The sequence below is a fragment of the Thioalkalivibrio sp. ALJ16 genome (assembly GCF_000377345.1).
Lineage (GTDB): Bacteria > Pseudomonadota > Gammaproteobacteria > Ectothiorhodospirales > Ectothiorhodospiraceae > Thioalkalivibrio.
Map to the genome: position 1 here is coordinate 382,987 of NZ_KB898037.1, position 21,252 is coordinate 404,238.

The window sequence follows — 21,252 nt, forward strand, 5'->3', positions numbered from 1 at the left end:
TACCCGCAAGTGGCGCAACGCAGGATCGGGGAACCTGGGGTGCCAACCCCCACAAGCTATTGAAAGACGGGGCTCGGCCGCTTTTGCGCGGGAACGGCGTTGCGGTTCCCTTGTGCAGAATGACTGCACGGCAGTCACCGCGCCTTGTTCGCACGCAAAAGCGACTCGAGCGCGAGCGCGTGCATTAATCAGTGTTTCCCCAACACGCGAGACGAAAACCATGGTCAATCCCGATACCGCTCATCACCAGGACCAGTACGAGACCGCGAACGCGCAGCCGGAGATCACGGTCACCAAGAAAGACCTGCCGCTGCACTGCCCGACGCCGAAGATGGCGTTGTGGGCCTCGCACCCGCGCGTCTACCTCCCGATCGACGAGACCCCGGACGGCCGCTACCAGTGCCCGTACTGCGGCACCCAGTTCATCCTGAAGGACGACACCTGAGTCCGACGTTGTCGCCGAGACCGGTGGTTGGGGGCGGCAAGACGGCTTGCCGAGGCATTGGATGGCTAAGGTTCTGGTAATCAAGCACGGCGCCTTCGGCGACGTTGTGCAGGCCGATGGCGCATTGCGGGATATCCGCAAGCATCACCCGAATGACGAGCTGGTCGTCCTGACCACGCCTTCGTATCGTTCCATTTTTGAACGTTGCCCGCATGTTGACCGTGTCCTGACCGAGACCCGCCCAAAGGCTTGGAAGCTGGTGGTCTGGTGGCGTCTGGCGCGGATGCTTCGAGCCGAGCGGTTTGATCGCGTCTACGATCTGCAGAATTCGAGCCGAACATCCATCTATCGGCGTCACATCCTGCAGCGCGCGATCTGGATCTGCGGTGAGCGCGAGCGGGGCGAGGAATCCGCGCTTGCGGCATTTCAGCGACAGTTGTCGGGGGCCGGGCTTGAAACCACGCACACGCTCGAGCCGGATGTAAGCTGGATGGCGGAGGATGTCGCTTCCATTTTGCGGGCGAATGGTGTGACCGGCGAATACATCATGCTCATCCCCGGGTCTTCGGCCAGCCATCCCGAGAAGCGCTGGCCGTTCTATGCGGAACTTGCTGCAGCCCTGGCCGAGCGCACGAAGTACCAGATTGTTACGGTTCCCGGTCCGGACGAGCTGGAGCTGAGTCGGTCCATACCGGCGCTTGCGCTGTTTGATGACGCTGGCAAGGTTCTGAACTGGTTCGGGCTGGCCGGGGTTATCCGGGGTGCCGCCTACGTCGTCGGGAACGATACGGGGCCGACGCACGTGGCGGCGAGTCTTGGAAAGCCAGGGTTAGCCCTGTTCGGGCCCCATGCATCGCCCGTGCGGACCGGGTTGTCGCGTGCGAGGTTTCGGGCCATCGAAGCGGCGGACCTAAAGGAACTCCCGATGCAGACTGTGCTACGCGAGATGGCGTCGGATCTCCACTTTGGCTAGCGATAGCTCGCGTAGGATTTCTCTTCAACGATGGCCGAATTGCACAGGGTGTTGACCGTCTTCTTGATGCGCGCACGCTCATCGTTGGTGATGTAAACCGACCGGGCCAGTTCCACGAAACGCTCACCGAAATCCTGCCGTGCCTCGCATTCTCGGATCTCGTCCTCAATGTCCCAGAGCTTTACATTGACCTCCAGAAGCTCGCGCTCCAGAGCCTCGATCTCGGGGTTGTCAATGCCCGCAGTCGACCATGTCCTGCCGAGCGCATCGAGCTCGTGACGGATGTTCCTGAGTTTTTCGGGATCGGAGATCCGCTGGTCCTTGATCTTCAGGATCGTGATCTTGTCCAGCAGCTCGCCCGCGCCTACTTCGACGGTGATCGTGCCGGGGTTCTTCGTAGTCATGAATCAGGCTCCTTGTCCCTGTCTGGCTTGTTACAGGATGTGGATTCCCCAAGGGAGGTGGCAATCGGAGGGATGATAGCAAGGCTGGACAACCGTGCGGGCGATGCGGCCTGGTCTCCCGGGCCGTACGCTCAATTGATAACGCTACTGCTGATAAGATGACAACCGGTTTCGGGCGACAGCGTTGATGGGCGAATGGGGCGCTTTGTGAAAGGGGAAAGTGGACGGGTCGATTGGTGGTTCCCTGGCGTAGTGGTGCTTGCAGCGCTTGCTCTTTTCGCTCTGCCGTTCGGGACGAGCGTGTTTGCGCCTCTGGCGCTTCTGGCTTTTCTCGGTATTGCGCTGTTGGTCACCCGGTGCGGGGTACTCTGGCGGGAGCCCTGGATACGCTGGGCATTCCTGCTTTTGCTGGCGTTATGGGTTCCCCAGTTGATGGCGCTTTCGGTGGCGGTTGATTTCGATCGTGCCTTGCGAACCGCGCTTACCTACCCCTTGTTTGCGATCGCCGTGATTCCGATCCTGTGGGTGGCTCGGCGTCGTGACATTGCGATACCGGTTCTCTATGTAGTCCTGGCGCTTGCGGTTTTCTGGTCGCTGGATGGGCTTCTGCAGTTTTTCTCGGGCAGTAACATCCTTGGCTATCCATATAACGGTCGCCGGATCGACGGCTTGTTTCATCCGAACATGCGGCTGGGGATTGTGCTCGCGCACTTCCTCCCATTTGTGCTCGAGGCATCGCGTCGACTGGCCTCTTCCAGTCGGCTCGCCCTTCTGCTGCCATTGATCGTGATCGTTGCGATCGTCCTTTCGGGTTCCCGAGCCGCGATGCTCGCAACTCTGGTTACGGTGGTTGCCTACGGTGTTTTCCTGGTCTGGTTTTACCGCTTGCGACCGAGGGTCGTGGGTGTGCTGGTAGGGATGCTGGCGGTGGGAGTGGCCGCGGCCCTTTGGGTGTCACCTGAAACCCGAGATCGCCTGGCGGTCGTGACCCAAATGTCCGATTTCAGTATCGAGGGCCTTGATGCCGCGACCGCAAGGCGCGGGACGATTTGGTTTGCGTCCTGGCAGGTTGCGAAGGATGAGCCGATCCTGGGCGTGGGGGTCCGCGGCGTCGAGCCCGTGGCTCATGCACGTGGCTACACCGATATGTCTTTCTCGCATATCCACTTGTATTTTATGGATGTTCTGGTGTCCACCGGAATTGTCGGGCTTGTAGCTTATCTGGCGGCTCTGGTGGGCATTCTCTGGGCGTTGTGGCGAGGCGCCAGACGTGGCCTGCGCGAGGCGCGCCCTGATTTTGTGGTCGGTGCGGTCGCAATCTTCGTAGCGCTGAATCCGCTTAACGTCCACTGGACGCTCTACAGTTCCTATTCGACCGCCGTACTGTGGCTGGTGGTTGCGCTTGCGCTGACCCCCATCGTGTATCGGCAAACGAACCGGTAAAGCGCGCAAGGGAAATTATCGTTCGGCGATCTTTCCGTAGAGAGCCAGGGTGCGCTGGCACATGCTGTCCAGGTCCCACGAGTGGGGCCAGCGAGGGTGCGGGGGGCTTCTTTTGGCCCATTCGGCAAGTCGCTCAACCGCGCGCTGTGTGTGCCCGGCCGGTATCAGTCCTTCTGGGAGCAGCTGGGCAAGCTGTTCTCCCACTCCGCCATGATCGTACCCAAGGACAGGTCGTCCCAGGCTGAGGGCTTCCAGGGTGGTGCGGCCGAACGACTCGGGTTGCGACGAGATGGAAAGCACCGCATTGGAGGATGCGAGAATTTCCCGGAGGTCGGATCGTTGTCCGGTAAAGGTGACGTGGGATGCCAGGCCGAGTTCGGAGATGCGCCCCTGCAGTTCGCGTTGGTAGTCCTTTTTGCGTGGATCGGTGCCGCCGACCACGAGCAGGTGCGCCGGGATGCTCCGCTGTAGCAGGCCCTGCAGGATGTCCAAGCCGTCGAAGTGGCCCTTCAGTCGGGTAATTCGGCCTGGAAGCGTGAGGACGTGCCGCAAGTGAAGCTGGGGGAAGGCTTCCTCCCACTGGGCCACCCAGGAGGGAGATGGTCGAAACCCGGGGTTGTATTCGCGGGTGTCAACGCCCCGATGGATGACTTCAATCCTCTGTTCATCCAGGCGCGGGTACTGTTCCAGCAGGAAACGCCTCAGGGTCTCGGATACTGTCACTACGCGTTCTCCCCGCGTGAGGATCTCGCTGTACCGGTTCACGGAGTTAAAACCGTGCACCGAGGTCACCAGTCGGGGGCGGGTAGCTGCGGGCATCCGCGACCATGCCCGCCAGACGACCCAGGCCGGCATACGCGAACGAACATCGATCACATCTACGCGTTGTTGTTGCAGGAAACGCCGCAGTGGGCGCACCAGCCGGAAGGTCCAGGGGGATTTGTTCCCGATCGGCCAGGCGAAGTGCTCGCTGCCCTGACGCTCCAGTTCGGGCACCATGCGGCCGCCTGCCGACATCACCAGAGAGCGGTGCCCGGCGTCAGCCACGGCCTGTCCGATTTCGAGCGTGCCGCGCTCTACGCCCCCCGCTTCGAGGGCGGGAACGACCTGCAGGATGGTGGTCATGGTGTGACTCTCCCGGTGCTGTCCTGGCCGTGGCTCGGTCCGCCGCCCCTCAATCTCGGTGCAGAATCGCGTTGGAGCGTGTCTGTGCGGTGAGCGTGTAGCCATGGGGCTGGAGCAGCTTGATGACGTCCTGCTCCCAGACATGCCCGTGGCACTTTTCCACGACCATGCAGTGCGGGTACAGCGAGCGGGGTGCGTCCCTGAAGAAGGGTTCGAGCGCCTGGTATTCGTATCCTTCGATGTCGATCTTTAACCCGTCGATCTGGGTGATATCTTCTGCTTTCAGCACATCGAGGAGCGGGCTGGACTCGACCTCGGTGGCGCCCGCTTCGTGAAGATCCCTCTTCATTAGTGAGGCCGATCCAAGCGTTGTTGTCTTGTGAAGGGCTACGCGCCCCTTGGGCCCAATGGCAAGTTTGAGGGCGCGAACCGTTTTCGCGAATGGATTGCAGTTGATGTTGAATGCCAGGCGTTCGAAGGTGGGCGGGTTCGGCTCGATCGCAAGTATCTGACGCGCCCCGGAGGCGGCAACCTGCAGGCTGTAGTAGCCCGTGTTGGCACCGATATCGACGAACGTGCCCCCGGAACATGCGTGCGCAAGATGCTGGAGTTCGGTCTGATCGTATTGTTTGGAAGACAGGAGGATCTTGGCATCGGTGACGTTGTCGCCGATGTTCAGGCGATAGCGAATCCCCCTCGCCTCGATGTCCACCACGTGGTCGAACCAGCGCGTCCACAATTTGCGCAACCCGCGCGAAAGCTCGCCGCGGGCGAGTCCGAGGCGAACGATCCAGAGGAATGGAAGCGCACGCTTTTCGGGGCGGTGGTTGCCGAATGCGGAGGGCTTCGGGGCGGGTCTGGATGTCATGGATCGCCTTGTCCGGGGTGCCACGAATTATGGCGTGTGCGGCTTGTAAAGACCCCGAATTCTAGCAGCTCGGGCGTCCGGAGGTTTTGGCTGCTGTGCTCGTTGCTTTACAATCGTGAATTCAAATATCTAATTTTTCGAGGAAAGACATGAACCCGGTCGCAGAGGTGGCAGAGCAGGTCGAGGCATCGCTGCGGCGGGCATCGTCGGAGGCATACCCGTATCGGCGTTGGTATCCGCAGGCGGTGTTGCCGGAGGCGGCCGCGCGCGCGGTGGAGGCGCTGCCGTTCGCGCCGCCGGCGATCGGGGATACCGAGGGCAAGCGCGAGACGCACAACAGCTCCCGGCGCTTCTTCGACGCCGAAAATCGGAATGCCTTCGAGGTCTGCGAGAGCGTTGCGGCGGCCTTCGAGAGTCCGCAAGTGCTGGATGCGATCTTTGATGTGTGCGGCGTGGACGTGAGCGGCAATTACCTGCGCATCGAGCACTGCCTGGATACCGAGGGTTTCTGGCTGGCACCGCACACGGATCTGGGCGTGAAGAAATTCACCATGCTGCTGTACCTGTCCACCGATCCGGGCTTCGAGAACTGGGGTACGGATGTCTACGTGGATGCCGATACGCACTACGAGACCGCCCCCGGGACTTACAACAGCGCACTGGTATTTGTGCCGGCCGACAACACTTGGCACGGTTATCATCGGCGCCCGCTGGAGGGCGTACGCCGGTCCCTGATCATCAACTACGTCACTGAAGAGTGGCGCAATCGGCACGAACTGGCCTCGCCGGATACCCCTGTGCAGCGGGGTGTGCCCGCTTGAGCGAAAGCCGGACGCGGGTCGCTTGGCTGTGAATGAGATCTCGTGCTGGACCCTGACCACCGGTGAAGCAGGGATGACCAGTCAGGTCCGCGGCCTGGCCGAGGCCGTCGGGCTGCCCTACGAGCACAAGACCGTGAGCCTGCGCCGCCCCTGGCGCTGGATGCGTGGTTCCTTTGCCCCGGGCGTGCTGCGGGGGCTGACCGCTGACAGCGATGCGCTGGAGCCGCCGTGGCCGCGGCTGCTGATCTCTTGCGGCCGTCGCAGTGCCATGGTGGCGGTGGCCCTGAAGCGTGCCAGTGGCGGCGCCATCATGACCGTCCATGTGCAGGATCCACAGATCTCCCCTCGCCATTTCGACTGGGTGGTGCCGCCGCGTCACGACGGGCTGGCGGGCCCCAATGTGATCGCGACGCGCGGTGCCCTGCATCGGGTCACCGCCGAGGGGCTCGACGCCGCACGGGCCGCTCTGGGCGAGGCCTGGGCCGCCTTTCCCAGGCCCTGGATTGCGGTGCTGGTCGGTGGCGCGACCCAGCGCGGCGATCTCGGGTGGGAGCGGCTGGACCGTCTGGTCCGGGATCTGCGCGAGGCTGCGGCTACGGCTGGTGGCAGTGTGCTGGTGACGCCGTCGCGGCGCACGGGGGAGGCCAGCACCCGGCACCTGGTCGAGGGGCTGGCGGGGGTCCCGGGCTTCGTCTGGGACGGAACGGGGGAAAACCCCTACATGGCCATGCTGGCGACCGCCGACCATATCGTGGTCAGTGCCGATTCCGTGTCCATGGTCTCCGAGGCGGCCGCCACCGGCGTGCCTGTCTATACGGCGGCGCTGGGGCCGCTCGGCCATCGGCTGCAGGCCTTCCATTCTGCGCTGGAGGCGGAAGGCGTGACCCGGCCATTCACGGGAGCGCTCGATCAGTGGTCCTACACGCCGGTGAATGACACCCCGATGGTCGCTGCGCATATCCGGAACGCGCTGGGACTCGCAGACTGATCCAGCGAGGCCGTCAGCCCGCGTAAGGGTCCGGCAGGCCCGTGCGTTTCTTGAAGCGCTTGTGGGTCCAGAAGTACTGGCCCGGGGCATCCATCACGGCCTGCTCGATAAGCTGATTGATGCGCAGGGTGTCGGCGTAGGCGTCGTCGGTGGGGAAGTTTTCCACCGGAGGGTGGATGGTCACGACGTAGTGGCCGTCGTCCCGACGGTACCCAAAGAAGGGCAGGACCGGGGCGCCGCTTACGCGGGCGATGCGGTGCGTGGCCGTCTGGGTGTTGGCCGGCTCGCCAAAGAACGGGACCAGCTCGGTCTGGCGGCCTGTGGTCGCCTGGTCGGGCGCGTACCATACCGGCGTGTTTCTGCGCAGGGTGCGCAGCAGCTCCTTCACGTCGTCGCGGGCGATGACGCCGGCCGTGTGCCGGTTGCGATTGACCTTGAACAGATAATTGATCAGCGGGCGCTCGCTGGGCCGGTACATCGCGGCGAACGGCCGGTGCAGCGCGAGCAGGCGCCCGCAAAGCTCGAGTGTGGTGAAATGGGCGCTGACCAGCAGGGCTCCCCGGCCCTGTTCCAGCGCCCGGTCGAGATGTTCCATTCCGTGGATTGTGTAATGCCCCTTGAACTGCGCGTCGCGCCCCCACCAGGCCATGGCCATCTCCAGGACGCCGATCCCGGCCGCCTCGAAATGCTCGCGCAGCCACTGTTCGCGGCGGGCGGCAGGCTGGTCGGGAAAGCACAGCGCCAGATTGGTGCGGGCAATGGCCCGACGTTCGTGGCCCAGGCGGTAGAACAGTCGCCCCATGCCGCGGCCCAAGGCCTGTTGCCAGCGAATGGGCAGCTGGATGATCAGCCGCGCCAGCCCGATCACGGCCCACATGGGCCAGGTGGCGGGGCCGCGCGGGGGGCGTTCGGTCGCGCTCGATGGTTCGGGCCGTGCCGTCACGGATCGGAGTCTCCCTGCGAATGACCCGCGTAGTCTACACGGCGCTGCTGGCGTTGCTGACCCCCCTGCTTCTGATCCGGCACCTTCTGCGCAGTCGCCGCGCGCCGGTGCGCGTGCGTCTGGGCGAGGTCATGGGCTGGGCCGCAGCGCCCGCTCCGGCGCCGGTATGGATCCATGCGGTGTCGGTCGGCGAGGTCCTGGCGGCGGAGCCCCTGATTCGGGGTCTGCTCGCCAGCGGGGTGCGGCCGCTGGTCTCGACCACCACGCCCACTGGTGCGGCCATGCTGGAAGAGCGCCTGGGCGGGCAGGTCACGCACCGGTTTCTGCCGCTGGACCTGCCCTGGCTGCAGCGTCGGTTCCTGCGCGCGGTGCGCCCCCGTTGCGTGGTGATCATGGAGACCGAGATCTGGCCCAATCTGCTGGCGCAGGCAGCCCGCGCGCAGGTCCCGGTGGTGCTGGCCAACGCGCGGCTCTCCGAGCGTTCGGCGCGGCGCTATGCACGCATACCGCGTCTCATCGGACCGACTCTGCGCCAATTTGACTGGATCGCATGCCGCAATGAGCTCGACCGTGACCGCTTCGTCGGCCTGGGCGCGGCAGCCGACCGGCTCACGGTGAACGGTGATATCAAGTTCGACATTCACATCGACGCCGCGGATCGCCATGAGGTGGATGGCCTGCGGTCATGGGTGGGTGCGCGGCCGGTGGTCATCCTCGCCAGCACCCACGCGGACGAGGAGGCGAGGCTGCTGCCGGGTCTGCGCGACCTGCGCGACGAGTACCCGGACCTCCTGATCATCATCGCGCCCCGTCACCCGCAGCGTTTTGGCGAGGTTGCGGACTTGCTGGAGCGTGCCGGCGAACCCTTCGTGCGGCGCAGTGAGGGCGGCCCGGGGCCTGCCACGCAGGTCTGGCTGCTGGACACCCTGGGCGAGCTCAAGCGCTTTTTCGGGCTCGCCGATGCAGCCTTCGTCGGCGGATCGCTGGTGCCGGTGGGCGGGCACAACCCGCTGGAGGCCATCTTGTGGCACTGCCCCGTCGTGATGGGCCCGCATGTGGACAACTTCGAGCAACTGGTCGCGTCCATGCAGGCGGCGAGTGTGTTGCAGCGCGCGGGCGATCCTGCCGAGGTCGTCGCAAAAATCCGCGCACTGCTGGCGCAGGCTCCCGCCGAGCGTGACGCATTGCGGGCGCGCTCGGTGGCGTTTCTGCAGTCGCATCAGGGGGCGACCGGGCGTCTGCTTCAGTACCTTGAGGCCCGCGTCTCGGGGTAGGGAGGTGCGGATTTGCATATACGTGCGCCGCGCGCGATTTTTGTAGGTAAAGGCGCGGTCTCCCGTACATCATTCTCCGCGCGCTTTCACTCGGCCTGCTGCCTGCGGGTATCCCGCTCTGGCACCCGGAGTCAAAACGACAGCGTGCACCGCTGTATCGCGTGCGCAGGCGGCGTCAGTCTTCCCGGATGTGGGTAAACCATTCGCCGCATTGTCGGCACTGGTAGCGGTATCCGCGCTCGCGAATCAGATAATGCCGGCGCGCACTCATAGGGCGGTGACCGCAGCCGCATGCGTACAGGTATTCGCGCATCCTGCGCCCGGTCAGGGGCGTCGCGTGGGTCGCGCGCGGCCGGGCAAACCCCATCGCCTGCATCAACTGTTGCCACTCCCTTCCATGTGGCCGTACCCGCCGTGCGCCGTGCCGGCGATAGATCAGCGCGTGCGCCACCTCGTGCGCGACGGTCTCGGGAAAGTGCCCGTGCCAGTCGAGTACAAAGGCCTCGGGATTGAAGCGAAGCGTTTCCTGGCCGGCCCGCAGACGCCATTGCCCGGCGGCACGGCCTTTCAGATCAAAACGGATCGCGGGAACAGCAACATCTGAACCGGGTGCGAGTTTCCGGAAAAGGCGCACGACTTCATCCCGTATGAGTGCCTTGCGTTCTTCGCAAAGGGCAGCCTCCGGGCTTTTGGTTTTACGGGTCCTGTAATAATCTTTCTGGCGTTGTTCCATGGGATCGGATTAGCATGTGCGTGTTTTGGTTTTGCGCCGGGATGCGTTGATCTGTATTTCCCCGGATTTTTGCGCGGCTCGCGTGCGCGGGTCGGTTAGCGAATGAGTTTTCAGAACCCAGGAGTTCCACATGAGTATTGAAAGTAAAAAGGCCTCCGACCTGTCGGCGGAAGAACTTTACGCCCTTGCCCGCCAGCGCGAAAAGGAAGAGGCCGAGAGCAAGGAGGCCGAGCGCCGCGAGCAGCGCGAAAAACTGATGGAAAAGCGCAAGGAGATGCTGGCGCGCCATCGCAAGGAACTCAACGAGCTGGAACGCCAGATCCGCGAACTCGGCGGTCGCGTGGGCCGCGCCGCCCCCAGCGGCGGACGGCGCGGGCGTCGTGCGGCCGGGGAATCCATCAGCCAGAAGCTGTGCGAGATCGTCGCCACCCAGCCCGAGATGGGGATCAAGGACATCAAGGCGCAGGCCGAAAAGGCAGGCCTGGATACCAAGAACATCAGTCAGACGCTGGCCTACCTGAAGCGCCAGGGGCGCCTGACCTCGCCGCGCCGCGGGATCTACAAGAGCGCCTGACCGCCGCGGTGTGCGGGCGGCGGCTCATGGCTGGATCAGCAGGCCGTCGTCCGCGCAGCTCAGCGCCCCCTCGCCGGTGAACCAGCGGCGGATGGTGCGCCCGGCGATCTCGAAGCGCCAGCCGCTGCCCAGGCGGCCGGTTGTTCCGTCCCCCTTGAGCAGTTCAATCACGTCCTTGCGCTGCGCAATCGCGCTGGCGGTGATCTGGTTGCGCCGTGCGCATTCGCGCAGCAGGGCCATGCCGATATCCGCAAGGACCTCTTCGGCCTCGGTGAGGCGGGTCTTTTCCGGCAACTGGGGCCACGCCTCGCGGGGCAGTGACTGACCCTCGCGGATCGCCTGCAGAAGCGCCTCCTGGCGCGGGGCCTTCATGCCATCGGGGAAGCCGCGCAGCTGGCGCAGGCCGTCCAGGTCCTGCGGCGTGCGCCGGGCGATGTCGATCAGGATGTCGTCGGCCAGGATCCACCGCCGCGGCCGGTCGCTTTCCTGCGCGGCGCGCTCGCGCCAGGCCGCGACGACCTTGAGCACGCCGCGTTCGCGCGGCTTCAGGCGCTTGGCGCCGGATACCCGTTGCCAGGCGCCCTCGGGGTCCGGTTCGTACAGGGCCGGGTTGCTCAGGGCCTCCATTTCCGGGCGCAGCCAGTGCATGCGGTCATGGCTTTCGAGCTCGTGCACCAGGCGCATGTAGACCGTCGCCAGGAAGCGTACGTCGTCCGCGGCGTAACGGACCTGTTGCTCGCTCAGGGGGCGGCGCGCCCAGTCGGTGCGGGTCTGGCTCTTGTCGAGTTCGCGGTCGAGCAGGGCCTTGACCAGATTGGCATAGCCGATCTGCTCGCCATGGCCCAGCATGCCCGCGGCGATCTGGGTGTCGAACACCGGCCCCGGTACGCGCGCGAATTCGCGATAGAGGACCTCGAGGTCCTGCGAGGCCGAGTGGAAGACCTTGGTGACGCCGGCATCGAACAGCAGCGGTTCCAGTAGCCGGATATCCACCTTCAGCGGGTCCACGCAGGCGATCTGGTCGAGGGTGGCCAGCTGGATCAGGCACAGGCGCGGGTAGTAAGTCTTCTCGCGCATGAACTCGGTGTCCAGCGCGACCCAGTCGGTCCCCGCAATCGCGTCGAGGAAGCCCTGCAGGTCGTCCTCGTGCTCGATCAGCCCGTGGTCACGCATTATGGGCTTTCTGGCTGGCCTCGAAGGCGGCCTTCTGCTCGGGCGTCGCTTCCTGCTGGTAGCGATCCTTCCATTCGCTGTACGGCATGCCGTAGACGATCTCGCGGGCACCCTCGTAGTCGATGGTCTCGCCGCGTTCTTCCGCGGCCGCGACATACCACTTGGACAGGCAGTTCCGGCAGAACCCGGCCAGGTTCATCAGGTCGATGTTCTGCACGTCCTTGCGTTCGTCCAGGTGCTGCAGCAGGCGGCGGAATACGGCGGCTTCGATCTCGGTTTGCTTGCTTGAGTCCATCGGGTTCTCCTTGTCGGGATGGCTACAGTATGCGCGAGGGGCGCGGTCCACTTCGAGTCGCCCGCCGAAGCCGTCAGCCCTTTGGCATCAGGTCAGGTGCAGCAGCCAGCGTCGGCGCAGGTCGCGCAGCAGCAGGAAGATCAGCGGCCAGACCAGGGCGCTGGTAAGGATCGGCGACCAGTACAGGATGCTGCCCGGCGGAAACCCGGTGATGCCCTGCGGCCACAGGGCCAGCAGTTTGTACAGGGCGATCAGAATGGCGACCACGAGCATCTGCTGCCAGACCGGGTATACCCGCAGGCGGGGATGGATCTGCAGCACGATGTAGGTCATCACCGCCAGGGCGATCGCGTTCTGCCCCAGCAGCTGACCGAGCAGGGTGTCGAGCAGCAGACCGGAGGCAAAGGCCGTCAGGATGCCGATACGCGACGGGAACGCCATGGCCCAGTAGATCATGACCAGGGCCAGCCACTCGGGGCGGGCCGGGCGCAGCGTCTCCGGGATCGGGATGATGGCCAGGGCCAGGGCGACCAGCAGGGTTGCCAGTACCGGCCAGGGGATGCCGATGGAGCGCGTCACGGGTGGTCCGGGGCAGGGTCGGCGGGTCCTGGAGCCTGTGATCCGGTTGCGCCTTCCGGCGTCTCGTCCACGGTGATCGGGTCAATGATCGGGGACACCCCGTCGGTCCACAGCAGCAGGACCTCGCGCGATCGGTCCAGGGCCGCGAGCGGTTCCGCCTCGATGCTCAGGAACGGCTGGCCTTGCAGGCGCTCCACCGAGACCACCCGGGCCACCGGGTAGTCGGCCGGGAAGCGCCCGCCAAGGCCCGAGGTCAGCAGCAGGTCGCCGGGCTCGACGTCTTCCTGGAGCGGGACGTGGCGCATCTCCAGGCGTTGCGGGTTGCCGGTGCCGACCACCAGGCCGCGCAGCCCGGTGCGCGCGCTCAGCACCGGCAGGGCGTGCGCGGGGTCGGAGATCAGCAGGGCGATGGAGCTGTTCAGGCGGGTCGAGAGCACCTGGCCGATCACGCCGTCGGCGTTGATCACGGGCTGGCCGACGTACACGTCGTCGCGGCGTCCCTTGTTCAGCACGATCTGCTGGCGGAAGGGATCGAGGTCGACGGCCAGGAGCTTGGCAATCTCCACCCGCTCTTCGGCCTGCTCGGCGGTGCTCAGCAGGGCGCGCAGGCGGTCGTTCTCCAGCTGCAGGGCCTCGAAGCGCAGCTGCCGCGCCCGCAGCTCGGCGTTTTCGCTGCGCAGGATCCGGTTTTCGGTGATCAGATCCTCGCGGCTGGTGAACGAGTCGAGCACACGGCTGACGGCGCGGACCGGTGCGTCCACCGCGACCTGCAGGGGGTAGGTGATCGTGGCCAGTGTGCTGCGCACGACCTGCAGTTCGTTCACACGGTGGTCCAGCGCCATCAGCGCCAGACCCAGCAGGATCACCGCGAGCAGGCGCAGAGTGGGCGATACACCCAGTCTGAACAGCGGCTTGCTGATGGCGAGACCTCCGGTTGCGGAACGCGTCGACGGGGCAGGGCGCGGGTGACGGTGTCGTTCCTGCGCCGCTGCCGACCTGTTGCGGCCCGGAGTTTAACCCGAGTTTCCGGTTACAGGAGACCCGCGCTGCGGGTTATTCCATGGACAGGAAGTCGACCCGCTTCTCGTCGAGCATCTCCAGCACGCGGCCGCCACCGCGGGCGACGCAGGTCAGCGGGTCGTCGGCGATGACGACCGGGATTCCGGTTTCTTCCATGATCAGGCGATCGAGCTGCTGCAGCAGGGCGGAACCGCCGGTCAGAACGATGCCGCGTTCGGCGACGTCCGCGCCCAGTTCCGGTGGCGTCTGCTCCAGCGCGGTGCGCACGGCGGAGACGATGCCGTACAGCGGGTCCTGCAGGGCCTCGAGGATCTCGTTGGAGTTCAGGGTGAAGGACCGCGGCACGCCCTCGGCCAGGTTGCGGCCCTTGACCTCGATCTCCAGCAGCTCCTTGCCCGGGTAGGCCGAGCCCACCGTGTGCTTGATGCGTTCGGCCGTGGCCTCGCCGATCAGCACGCCGTAGTTGCGGCGCACGTAGGCCATGATGGCCTCGTCGAAGGTGTCGCCGCCGATGCGCACGGACTCGGAATAGACGATGCCGTTCATCGACAGCACGGCCACCTCGGAGGTGCCACCGCCGATGTCCAGCACCATCGAACCGACCGCCTCGTCCAGCGGGATGCCGGCACCGATCGCCGCGGCCACCGGCTCCTGCAGCAGGTAGACCTTGCGCGCCCCGGCGCCGAAGGCGGATTCGCGAATCGCGCGGCGTTCCACCTGGGTGGCGCCACAGGGTACGCAGACCAGTACGCGCGGGCTGGGCCGGAAGATCCGCCGCTCGTGCACCTTCTTGATGAAGTACTGCAGCATCTTCTCGGTGGTGGTGAAGTCGGCGATCACGCCGTCCTTCATCGGGCGCACCGTTACCACGTGCTCCGGCGTGCGGCCGAGCATCTTCTTGGCCTCGATCCCCACCGCCTCGATGGAGCGCGGTCCGCCCGGGCCGCGGTCCTGACGAATGGCGACCACGGAGGGCTCGTTCAGGACGATGCCCTGGCCCCGCATGTAGATCAGGGTGTTGGCGGTGCCGAGATCGATGGAGATGTCGTTGGAGAACAACCCCAGAAGGCGCTTGAACATGAAGAAAAAACCTGGCTGAGTGGGCGGGCGGGAAAGCCGAGGACTCTAGCAAGCGCCCGGGGTTTGGGCAACAACGGCTTTGTGGTAAGTTTGCGCTCCGTTTTGCCCGTCGAACTGAACGCAACAGGACCCTTCCCGCCATGTCCGTCGATACCTCCGAAGTCCGGCGCATCGCCCATCTCTCTCGTCTGGCCATGAATGACGACCAGGCCCGGGATTTCGCGGGAGGGCTGAGCGATATCTTTGCCTTTGTCGAACAACTGGATGGGGCGGCCATCGAGGGTGTGGAGCCGATGGCCCACCCGCTGGACGCCGAGCAGCGCCTGCGCCCGGACGCGGTCACCGAGCCGGACCGGCGCGAGGCCTACCAGGCGATCGCCCCGGCCGTCGAGGGCGGCCTGTACCTGGTCCCGCGCGTGATCGAGTGATCCGCGCGCGAACCACGCTGTTGCCGTTCTGTTGAACCCGTCACGCTTCTAGCCAGCAAGAGTCCCCGAAACCATGGCCCAGGAAACCCTGTCCGGCTGGGTGCGCAAGCTCCAGGCCCGCGAGATCAGTTCGCGCGAACTGACCCAGCTGTATCTGGACCGGATCGAGCGCCTCGATCCGCAACTGAACAGCTTCATCACCGTGACCGCCGAGCAGGCGCTGGCGCAGGCCGAAGCCGCCGACGCGCGTCTGGCGAAGGGCGAGCAGACCCCGCTGCTGGGTGTGCCGATCGCGCAGAAGGACATCTTCTGCACCGAGGGCGTGCGCACCTCCTGCGGCTCGCGCATGCTCGATCCGTTCGTCTCGCCTTATAACGCCACGGTGGTCGAGCGCATGAACGCCGCCGGGGCGGTGATGTTGGGCAAGACCAACATGGACGAGTTCGCGATGGGCTCCTCCAACGAGACCAGTTTCTACGGGCCGGTGCGCAACCCCTGGGATACCGAGCGTGTCCCGGGCGGCTCCTCCGGTGGCTCCGCCGCCGCGGTGGGCGCGCGCCTGGTGCCGGGGGCCACTGGCACCGACACCGGCGGCTCGATCCGCCAGCCGGCCGCGTTCTGCGGTATCACCGGGCTCAAGCCGACCTACGGCCGCGTGTCCCGCTACGGCATGATTGCCTTCGCCTCCAGCCTCGATCAGGGCGGTCCTATGGCCGCGACCGCCGAGGACTGCGGCCAGATGCTGAACGCGATGGCGGGCTTCGACGAGCGCGACTCCACCAGCGTCGAACGCCCGGCCGAGGACTTCACCGCCGCTCTGAACCAGGACCTCAAGGGCCTGCGCATCGGGCTGCCGACCGAGTTCTTCGGCGAGGCGGGCCTCGACGAACGCGTGCGCGGCGTGATCGACGCGGCCATCGAGGTGCTCAAGGGCCGTGGCGCCGAGGTGCGCGAGGTTGGCCTGCCCAACAGCCATCTGTCGGTGCCGGCCTACTACGTGGTTGCCCCGGCCGAATGCTCCTCCAACCTCGCGCGTTTCGACGGCGTGCGCTACGGCTACCGCTGCGAGAACCCCGAGGACCTGATGGACCTCTACACCCGCTCGCGCGGGGAGGGCTTCGGCGACGAGGTGAAGCGCCGCATCATGGTCGGCACCTACGTGCTGTCCGCCGGCTACTACGACGCCTACTACCTGAAGGCACAGAAGGTCCGCCGTATCATCGCCGACGACTTCCGCCGTGCGTTTGCGGACGTGGACGTGCTGCTGGCGCCGACCACCCCGGAGCTGCCGTTCGCCCTCGGCGCCAAGGCCGACCCGGTCAGCATGTACCTGTCCGACATCTACACCATCGCCGCCAACCTCGCCGGCCTGCCGGCGATGTCGCTGCCGGCCGGCGAGATCGACGGCCTGCCGGTGGGGCTGCAGCTGATCGGCAACTACTTCGACGAGGCGCGCCTGCTCGGCGTCGCCCACCAGTATCAGCAAGAGACCGACTGGCACACGCGTGTGCCGGCGGCCTTCGCCTGAGGATCGCCGCATGGAATGGGAAACCGTCATCGGGCTGGAGATCCACGCCCAGCTCAATACCGTCTCCAAGATCTTCTCCGGGGCGCCCACTGCCTACGGCGCCGAGCCCAACCGCCAGGCCTGCCCGGTGGATCTGGGCATGCCGGGTGTGCTGCCCGTCCTGAACCAGGGCGCGGTGGAGCGGGCCGTGATGCTGGGTCTGGCGATCAACGCCGAGATCACCCCGCGCTCGGTGTTCGCGCGCAAGAACTACTTCTACCCGGACCTCCCCAAGGGCTACCAGATCTCGCAGTTCGAGCTGCCGATCGTGGGCCTGGGGCACCTGGATATCGAGCTGGAGGACGGCACGATCAAGCGCATCGGGGTGACCCGTGCGCACCTCGAGGAAGATGCCGGCAAGAGCCTGCACGAGGGCTTCGAGGCGATGACCGGCATCGACCTCAACCGCGCCGGTACCCCGCTGATCGAGATCGTCTCCGAGCCGGAGCTGCGTTCGGCGAAGGAGGCCGTGGCCTACATGAAGAAGCTGCACTCGCTGGTGCGCTACCTCGATATCTGCGACGGCAACATGCAGGAGGGCAGCTTCCGCTGCGATGCGAACGTCTCCGTCCGGCCGAAGGGGCAGACCGAGTTCGGTACCCGCGCGGAGCTGAAGAACCTGAACTCCTTCCGCTTCGTCGAGCGCGCGATCAACTTCGAGGTCGAACGCCAGATCGACCTGATCGAGGGCGGCGGCACGGTGGTCCAGGAGACCCGCCTGTACGACCCGGATCGCGACGAGACCCGCTCCATGCGCAGCAAGGAAGAGGCCAACGACTACCGCTACTTCCCCGACCCGGACCTGCTGCCGCTGGTGGTGGACACGGCGTTCGTGGACCGGATGCGGGAGCGCCTGCCGGAATTGCCGGACGCCAAGCGCGCGCGCTTCGTCGAACAGTACGGTCTGTCCGACTACGACGCCGGCGTGCTCACTGCCAGCCGCGAGATGGGGGACTTCTACGAGGCTGTCGCCGCCGGCTGCGATGCGCCCAAGCTCGCCGCCAACTGGGTGATGGGCGAGTTCTCCGCAGCGATGAACCGCTCCGAGGTCGAACTGGCCGATGCCCCGGTGAATGCCGAGGGCCTGGCCGGGCTGCTGGCGCGCATTCAGGACGAAACCATCTCCGGCAAGATCGCCAAGGAGGTCTTCGAGGCGATGTGGAACGGCGAGGGCGACGCCGACGCGGTGATCGAGGCCAAGGGGCTCAAGCAGATCACCGATACCGGCGCGATCGACGCGATCATCGACGAGGTGATGGCCAGCAACCCGCAGCAGCTCGAGCAGTACCGTGGCGGCAAGGACAAGCTGTTCGGCTTCTTTGTCGGCCAGGTGATGAAGGCCACCCAGGGCAAGGCCAACCCGGCCCAGGTGAACGAGCGCCTGAAGGCCAAGCTGGACGGATGATGCAGGGCTGCGGACTTCATGCTTGAAACCGACACCCTCCACCGCTTCATGCTGGAGGAGGCCGGGGTGCGCGGCGAGTGGGTGCACCTGGACGCCGCCTGGCAGGCCCTGCTGGAGCGCCACGAGTATCCGCCGGTGGTGCGCGACCTGCTGGGCCAGGCCTACGCGGCCGTGGCGCTGACGGCCGCCACGCTCAAGTTCGACGGCTCGCTGATCCTGCAGGTGACCGGTACCGGCCCCGTGCACATGATCGTGGCCCAGGCCGATGGGCAGGGTCGGCTGCGCGGCCTGGCCCGCTTCCGCGAGACGCCCCCCGAGGGTGCGACGCTGGCCCAGTGTGCCGGCGACAACGCCCGGTTGATGCTGACGCTGGACCCGGGCGATGGCGGCGAGCGCTACCAGGGCGTGGTCGAGCTGGAGGGCGAGACCCTGGCGGATGCGATGAACGTCTACTTCGAGCGCTCCGAGCAGCTGCCTACCCGGTTGTGGCTGACGGCCAGCGGCGAGTCCGCCGCCGGCATGCTCCTGCAGGCGGTGCCGGGCGAGGGTGGGCATGCCGTCACGCGTGACTCGGAGGAGTGGAACCGGGTGACGATTCTCGCCGAGACCACCAGCGCCAGCGAGCTGCTCCAGCTGGATGCCGGCACGCTGCTGGGGCGGCTGTTCGCGGAGGAGCGCGTGCGGCTGTTTGATGGCACGCAGGTCCGTTTCCACTGTTCCTGCTCGCGCGAACGCGTGGGCGAGACCCTGCGCCGTCTCGGGCGCGAGGAGATCCGCAGCATCCTGGCCGAGCAGGGCGCGGTCGACGTGACCTGCGAGTTCTGCAACGCGCACTATCACTTCGACCCGGTTGATGCCGAGGCGGTTTGCGCGCCCGAGGGCACGCAGCCGCCGACGCCGGATACCCGCCAGTAGTCCGCCCCTCGCGGCCGGCCCTCGTTAGGCGGTCGTGACCTCCGGGCGCCCGTCACGGGCGTCTCCGTGCCCCGCCCCTTTCTCGTCTTGCTATAGATGCAGTCTGACGTTTCTGGCGTCTGGCAGACGAGGGCGCAATGTATTCCCGGCACACCGAAATCCCGACCCTGGATGTCCGGCCTGGATGGCTGGTGGAGGCCCGCTATTTCAATCTGGCGCGGCGTGCACTGGTGCGGCTGGGGTCCGAGGTCCGACTGTCGCCGCCGGGCCTCAAGCATCTGGATCTGATCCTGCAGCGGGATGCCTGGATCGTGGTGGATCGGGTGCTGAATGACATGCCGGTGGTGGCGTGGACCGCATTTCACGCCCGCGGGCGGCGTAGCCTCCATCGCCCCATTGCCTGCGAGCTGCTGCTGTTCCACGCCATGGGCAGCATGGTGATGAAGCGCGCCCTGAGCGGGATGGAACGCGAGTTGTGTGCTGCCATCGATATGGCCTCCCCGGCGGCGCCGCCGGGCAAGGTCCTGCCGTTCCTGCCGCGTTCCTGCGCCTGAGTCCGGCGCGCCTGGCTTCCAGCCGGGGGTCAGGCGGGCGCGTGGTGCGGGCTGCACACCGGGCAGGCCGGGTCGCGCCGCAGGCGGATCTCGCGGAACTGCATCGCCAGGCCGTCGAGGATCAGCAGCCGGCCGCTCAGCGTCGGCAGCCCCATCAGCAGCTTCAGGGCCTCGGTTGCCTGCAGGCTGCCCACCACACCCGGCAGGCTGGCCAGCACGCCGTTGGCGGCACAGGTGTCCTCGTCCCCGCCACCTTCCCCGTACAGGCAGTGGTAGCAGGCAGCATCCGGCGAGCGGTAATCGAAGGTCGTGAGCTGGCCCTCGAAGCGGATGACCGCGCCGGAGACCAGGGGCGTGCTCGCCTCCAGCGCGGCACGACTGATCGTGCCGCGTGCAGCGAAGTTGTCGGTGCCATCCAGAACGACGTCGGCTGTGGCGAACAGCTGCCGCATGGCGTCAGCATCCAGATGCTCCGCGCGAGTCTCGACGCGGCAGGCGGGGTTCATGGCCGCGATCCGCGCAGCTGCGGAGGCCACCTTGTCGCGGCCAATGTCGGCGTCGGTATGCAGGATCTGGCGCTGCAGATTGGTCACCTCGACGTGGTCCGGGTCCACCAGGGTCAGGCGGCCCACTCCGGCCGCCGCCAGGTAAGCAGCCAGCGGCGAACCCAGGCCGCCGAGCCCCATGATGACCGCGTGCGCCTGCAGCAGTGCCTGCTGTCCCTCCACCCCCACACCGGGGAGCATGATCTGGCGGCTGTAGCGCAGAAGCTGTTCGTCTTCCATGGGGGTGTCTCCGGGGTCGGGCCAGAATTGTAAACGGCGTCACGTTCGGGGGCGGCCTCAGTTAGCTGGCGTTCAGGAACGCGGCCTACGCTGGGAACCTGGCAATCCTGCCACAACCACGGGTCGGTGGGCGCACTCAGCCGACCCGGCTGGAAGGAGGGTTCACTCCATGAAACGTATTGCGATACTCGCCCCGGCGGCGCTGCTGGCGCTGGCCCTGTCCGCTCCGATCCATGCGGCCCAGCCGGTCGCCGCGGCGCTGCACGCGTCCGGCGCCGCCACGGTGGATGCGGCCGCCCTGCAGCATGTGCGGCACGGCCATTCGTACGGGTCAAAGCACTATCGGGGTCACCCGGGGGCGCATGGTCACAAGCAGGCCAAGCGCGCGCAGCAGCGCGGGCGTGGCCACAAGCACGGGCACCGCTACAGCTACCAGGAGCACCACCACCATCATTACCACAGCCGTCCGCGGCACCGTTCGCCCAGTGGCTCGATGAACCTGCACCTGCATCTGCCGTTCTAGGCGCCTGTCCGTACCCGCATCACACGGTTGGCCCCGGCGCGTGCGCCGGGGCTTTTTTATGGTTCATCGAAGGATACCGGGGAGGTATTCGAGCGTTGAATGGCATCGTAATCTCGCGTGGAGCCGGGTTGGACACGGGAGAGCGGGATGCTGGACAAGAAGACGTTGCAGAAGCTGGGCGGTTGGGAAGGCTATCGGCTGGAACGTGCGGTGTGGCCGGAGGAGGCCGGCGGCACGCTGGAGCTGCACCTGAAGCCGACGCGGCAGTGGATGCACTGCGAACGCTGCGGGCACCGGACGCGTCAGGTGCACGAGACGACGTTGCGGCGGGTTCGGG

General features: G+C 66.1%; 24 protein-coding genes and 1 pseudogene. 14 read left to right on the forward strand and 11 right to left on the reverse strand.

All coding sequences use genetic code 11. The features are described 5' to 3' along the window. Positions 1 to 220 precede the first annotated feature (220 nt). Positions 221 to 445, forward strand: coding sequence for a zinc-finger domain-containing protein (locus tag D000_RS0101915; RefSeq protein WP_018871865.1), 225 nt, complete (start codon positions 221 to 223; stop codon positions 443 to 445). A gap of 61 nt (positions 446 to 506) precedes the next feature. Next, positions 507 to 1,418, forward strand: coding sequence for a glycosyltransferase family 9 protein (locus D000_RS0101920; protein ID WP_018871866.1), 912 nt, complete (start codon positions 507 to 509; stop codon positions 1,416 to 1,418). Here D000_RS0101920 and D000_RS0101925 read toward each other — a convergent pair. Beyond that, on the reverse strand, positions 1,415 to 1,822 hold the full coding sequence (locus D000_RS0101925; protein WP_018871867.1) for a DUF6165 family protein: 408 nt from the start codon (positions 1,820 to 1,822) through the stop codon (positions 1,415 to 1,417). The genes D000_RS0101920 and D000_RS0101925 overlap by 4 nt on opposite strands. Positions 1,823 to 2,017: 195 nt before the next feature. On the opposite strand from D000_RS0101925, the gene D000_RS0101930 reads away from it, so the two are divergent. Then, positions 2,018 to 3,265 (forward strand): O-antigen ligase, encoded by a 1,248-nt coding sequence (locus D000_RS0101930; RefSeq protein WP_018871868.1) that lies wholly within the window; start codon positions 2,018 to 2,020, stop codon positions 3,263 to 3,265. A gap of 15 nt (positions 3,266 to 3,280) precedes the next feature. Here the strand turns inward: D000_RS0101930 and D000_RS0101935 are convergent, their stop codons facing one another. Then, positions 3,281 to 4,390, reverse strand: a complete 1,110-nt coding sequence (locus tag D000_RS0101935; protein ID WP_018871869.1) for a glycosyltransferase family 4 protein — start codon at positions 4,388 to 4,390, stop codon at positions 3,281 to 3,283. A 49-nt stretch (positions 4,391 to 4,439) separates the two neighbouring features. Beyond that, on the reverse strand, positions 4,440 to 5,258 hold the full coding sequence (locus D000_RS0101940) for an FkbM family methyltransferase (protein ID WP_018871870.1): 819 nt from the start codon (positions 5,256 to 5,258) through the stop codon (positions 4,440 to 4,442). A gap of 149 nt (positions 5,259 to 5,407) precedes the next feature. On the opposite strand from D000_RS0101940, the gene D000_RS0101945 reads away from it, so the two are divergent. Together D000_RS0101945 and D000_RS0101950 are read left to right on the forward strand one after the other, a co-directional pair. After that, positions 5,408 to 6,079 (forward strand): 2OG-Fe(II) oxygenase, encoded by a 672-nt coding sequence (locus D000_RS0101945; protein ID WP_018871871.1) that lies wholly within the window; start codon positions 5,408 to 5,410, stop codon positions 6,077 to 6,079. 28 nt (positions 6,080 to 6,107) lie between these two features. After that, positions 6,108 to 7,067 (forward strand): mitochondrial fission ELM1 family protein, encoded by a 960-nt coding sequence (locus D000_RS0101950; protein ID WP_026279691.1) that lies wholly within the window; start codon positions 6,108 to 6,110, stop codon positions 7,065 to 7,067. A gap of 13 nt (positions 7,068 to 7,080) precedes the next feature. Here the strand turns inward: D000_RS0101950 and lpxL are convergent, their stop codons facing one another. Further along, positions 7,081 to 8,010, reverse strand: coding sequence for an LpxL/LpxP family Kdo(2)-lipid IV(A) lauroyl/palmitoleoyl acyltransferase (lpxL, locus tag D000_RS0101955; RefSeq protein ID WP_255349460.1), 930 nt, complete (start codon positions 8,008 to 8,010; stop codon positions 7,081 to 7,083). Positions 8,011 to 8,030: 20 nt separating this feature from the next. On the opposite strand from lpxL, the gene D000_RS0101960 reads away from it, so the two are divergent. Beyond that, positions 8,031 to 9,284, forward strand: coding sequence for a 3-deoxy-D-manno-octulosonic acid transferase (locus D000_RS0101960; protein WP_018871874.1), 1,254 nt, complete (start codon positions 8,031 to 8,033; stop codon positions 9,282 to 9,284). 175 nt (positions 9,285 to 9,459) lie between these two features. Here the strand turns inward: D000_RS0101960 and D000_RS13665 are convergent, their stop codons facing one another. Beyond that, the gene (locus tag D000_RS13665) at positions 9,460 to 10,017 is read right to left on the reverse strand and encodes a SprT-like domain-containing protein (protein WP_081616621.1); all 558 of its coding nucleotides are present in this window, start codon (positions 10,015 to 10,017) and stop codon (positions 9,460 to 9,462) included. 130 nt (positions 10,018 to 10,147) lie between these two features. On the opposite strand from D000_RS13665, the gene D000_RS0101965 reads away from it, so the two are divergent. Beyond that, positions 10,148 to 10,591 (forward strand): hypothetical protein, encoded by a 444-nt coding sequence (locus D000_RS0101965; RefSeq protein WP_018871875.1) that lies wholly within the window; start codon positions 10,148 to 10,150, stop codon positions 10,589 to 10,591. Positions 10,592 to 10,615: 24 nt separating this feature from the next. Here D000_RS0101965 and rnd read toward each other — a convergent pair whose 3' ends face one another. The 5 genes from rnd to D000_RS0101990 all read right to left on the reverse strand — a co-directional run bounded on the left by rnd (position 10,616) and on the right by D000_RS0101990 (position 14,738). Continuing rightward, on the reverse strand, positions 10,616 to 11,764 hold the full coding sequence (rnd, locus tag D000_RS0101970) for a ribonuclease D (protein WP_018871876.1): 1,149 nt from the start codon (positions 11,762 to 11,764) through the stop codon (positions 10,616 to 10,618). Further along, a complete protein-coding gene (locus D000_RS0101975; RefSeq protein WP_018871877.1) occupies positions 11,757 to 12,059 on the reverse strand; it encodes a DUF1244 domain-containing protein in 303 nt (100 codons plus the stop codon). Before D000_RS0101975 ends, rnd begins: the two co-directional genes overlap by 8 nt. 87 nt (positions 12,060 to 12,146) lie before the next feature. Further along, a complete protein-coding gene (gene mreD, locus D000_RS0101980; protein ID WP_018871878.1) occupies positions 12,147 to 12,638 on the reverse strand; it encodes a rod shape-determining protein MreD in 492 nt (163 codons plus the stop codon). Then, positions 12,635 to 13,504 (reverse strand): rod shape-determining protein MreC, encoded by an 870-nt coding sequence (gene mreC, locus D000_RS0101985; RefSeq protein WP_018871879.1) that lies wholly within the window; start codon positions 13,502 to 13,504, stop codon positions 12,635 to 12,637. The genes mreD and mreC overlap by 4 nt, the downstream gene beginning before the upstream one ends. A 187-nt stretch (positions 13,505 to 13,691) precedes the next feature. Further along, entirely contained in the window at positions 13,692 to 14,738 is a 1,047-nt protein-coding gene (locus tag D000_RS0101990; RefSeq protein WP_018871880.1) for a rod shape-determining protein, read from the reverse strand. 140 nt (positions 14,739 to 14,878) lie between these two features. Here D000_RS0101990 and gatC point away from each other — a divergent pair, with 140 nt between their 5' ends. From gatC to D000_RS0102015, 5 genes are all read left to right on the forward strand, one after another. After that, positions 14,879 to 15,166, forward strand: coding sequence for an Asp-tRNA(Asn)/Glu-tRNA(Gln) amidotransferase subunit GatC (gatC, locus tag D000_RS0101995; RefSeq protein ID WP_018865860.1), 288 nt, complete (start codon positions 14,879 to 14,881; stop codon positions 15,164 to 15,166). A gap of 73 nt (positions 15,167 to 15,239) precedes the next feature. Then, a complete protein-coding gene (gatA, locus tag D000_RS0102000; protein ID WP_018871881.1) occupies positions 15,240 to 16,694 on the forward strand; it encodes an Asp-tRNA(Asn)/Glu-tRNA(Gln) amidotransferase subunit GatA in 1,455 nt (484 codons plus the stop codon). Between the two features lie 10 nt (positions 16,695 to 16,704). Further along, positions 16,705 to 18,138 (forward strand): Asp-tRNA(Asn)/Glu-tRNA(Gln) amidotransferase subunit GatB, encoded by a 1,434-nt coding sequence (gene gatB, locus D000_RS0102005; RefSeq protein WP_018871882.1) that lies wholly within the window; start codon positions 16,705 to 16,707, stop codon positions 18,136 to 18,138. Positions 18,139 to 18,156: 18 nt separating this feature from the next. Then, a complete protein-coding gene (hslO, locus tag D000_RS0102010; RefSeq protein ID WP_018871883.1) occupies positions 18,157 to 19,053 on the forward strand; it encodes an Hsp33 family molecular chaperone HslO in 897 nt (298 codons plus the stop codon). A 137-nt stretch (positions 19,054 to 19,190) separates the two neighbouring features. Next, positions 19,191 to 19,607: a hypothetical protein gene (locus D000_RS0102015; protein ID WP_018871884.1), complete on the forward strand. Its 417-nt coding sequence runs from the start codon at positions 19,191 to 19,193 to the stop codon at positions 19,605 to 19,607. A gap of 29 nt (positions 19,608 to 19,636) precedes the next feature. Here the strand turns inward: D000_RS0102015 and D000_RS0102020 are convergent, their stop codons facing one another. Beyond that, a complete protein-coding gene (locus D000_RS0102020; RefSeq protein ID WP_018871885.1) occupies positions 19,637 to 20,392 on the reverse strand; it encodes a molybdopterin-synthase adenylyltransferase MoeB in 756 nt (251 codons plus the stop codon). A 169-nt stretch (positions 20,393 to 20,561) separates the two neighbouring features. Here D000_RS0102020 and D000_RS0102025 point away from each other — a divergent pair, with 169 nt between their 5' ends. Together D000_RS0102025 and D000_RS0102030 are read left to right on the forward strand one after the other, a co-directional pair. Next, a complete protein-coding gene (locus tag D000_RS0102025; RefSeq protein WP_018871886.1) occupies positions 20,562 to 20,915 on the forward strand; it encodes a hypothetical protein in 354 nt (117 codons plus the stop codon). A 147-nt stretch (positions 20,916 to 21,062) separates the two neighbouring features. Then, positions 21,063 to 21,252: pseudogene (locus D000_RS0102030) on the forward strand (ISL3 family transposase); the annotation flags it as partial.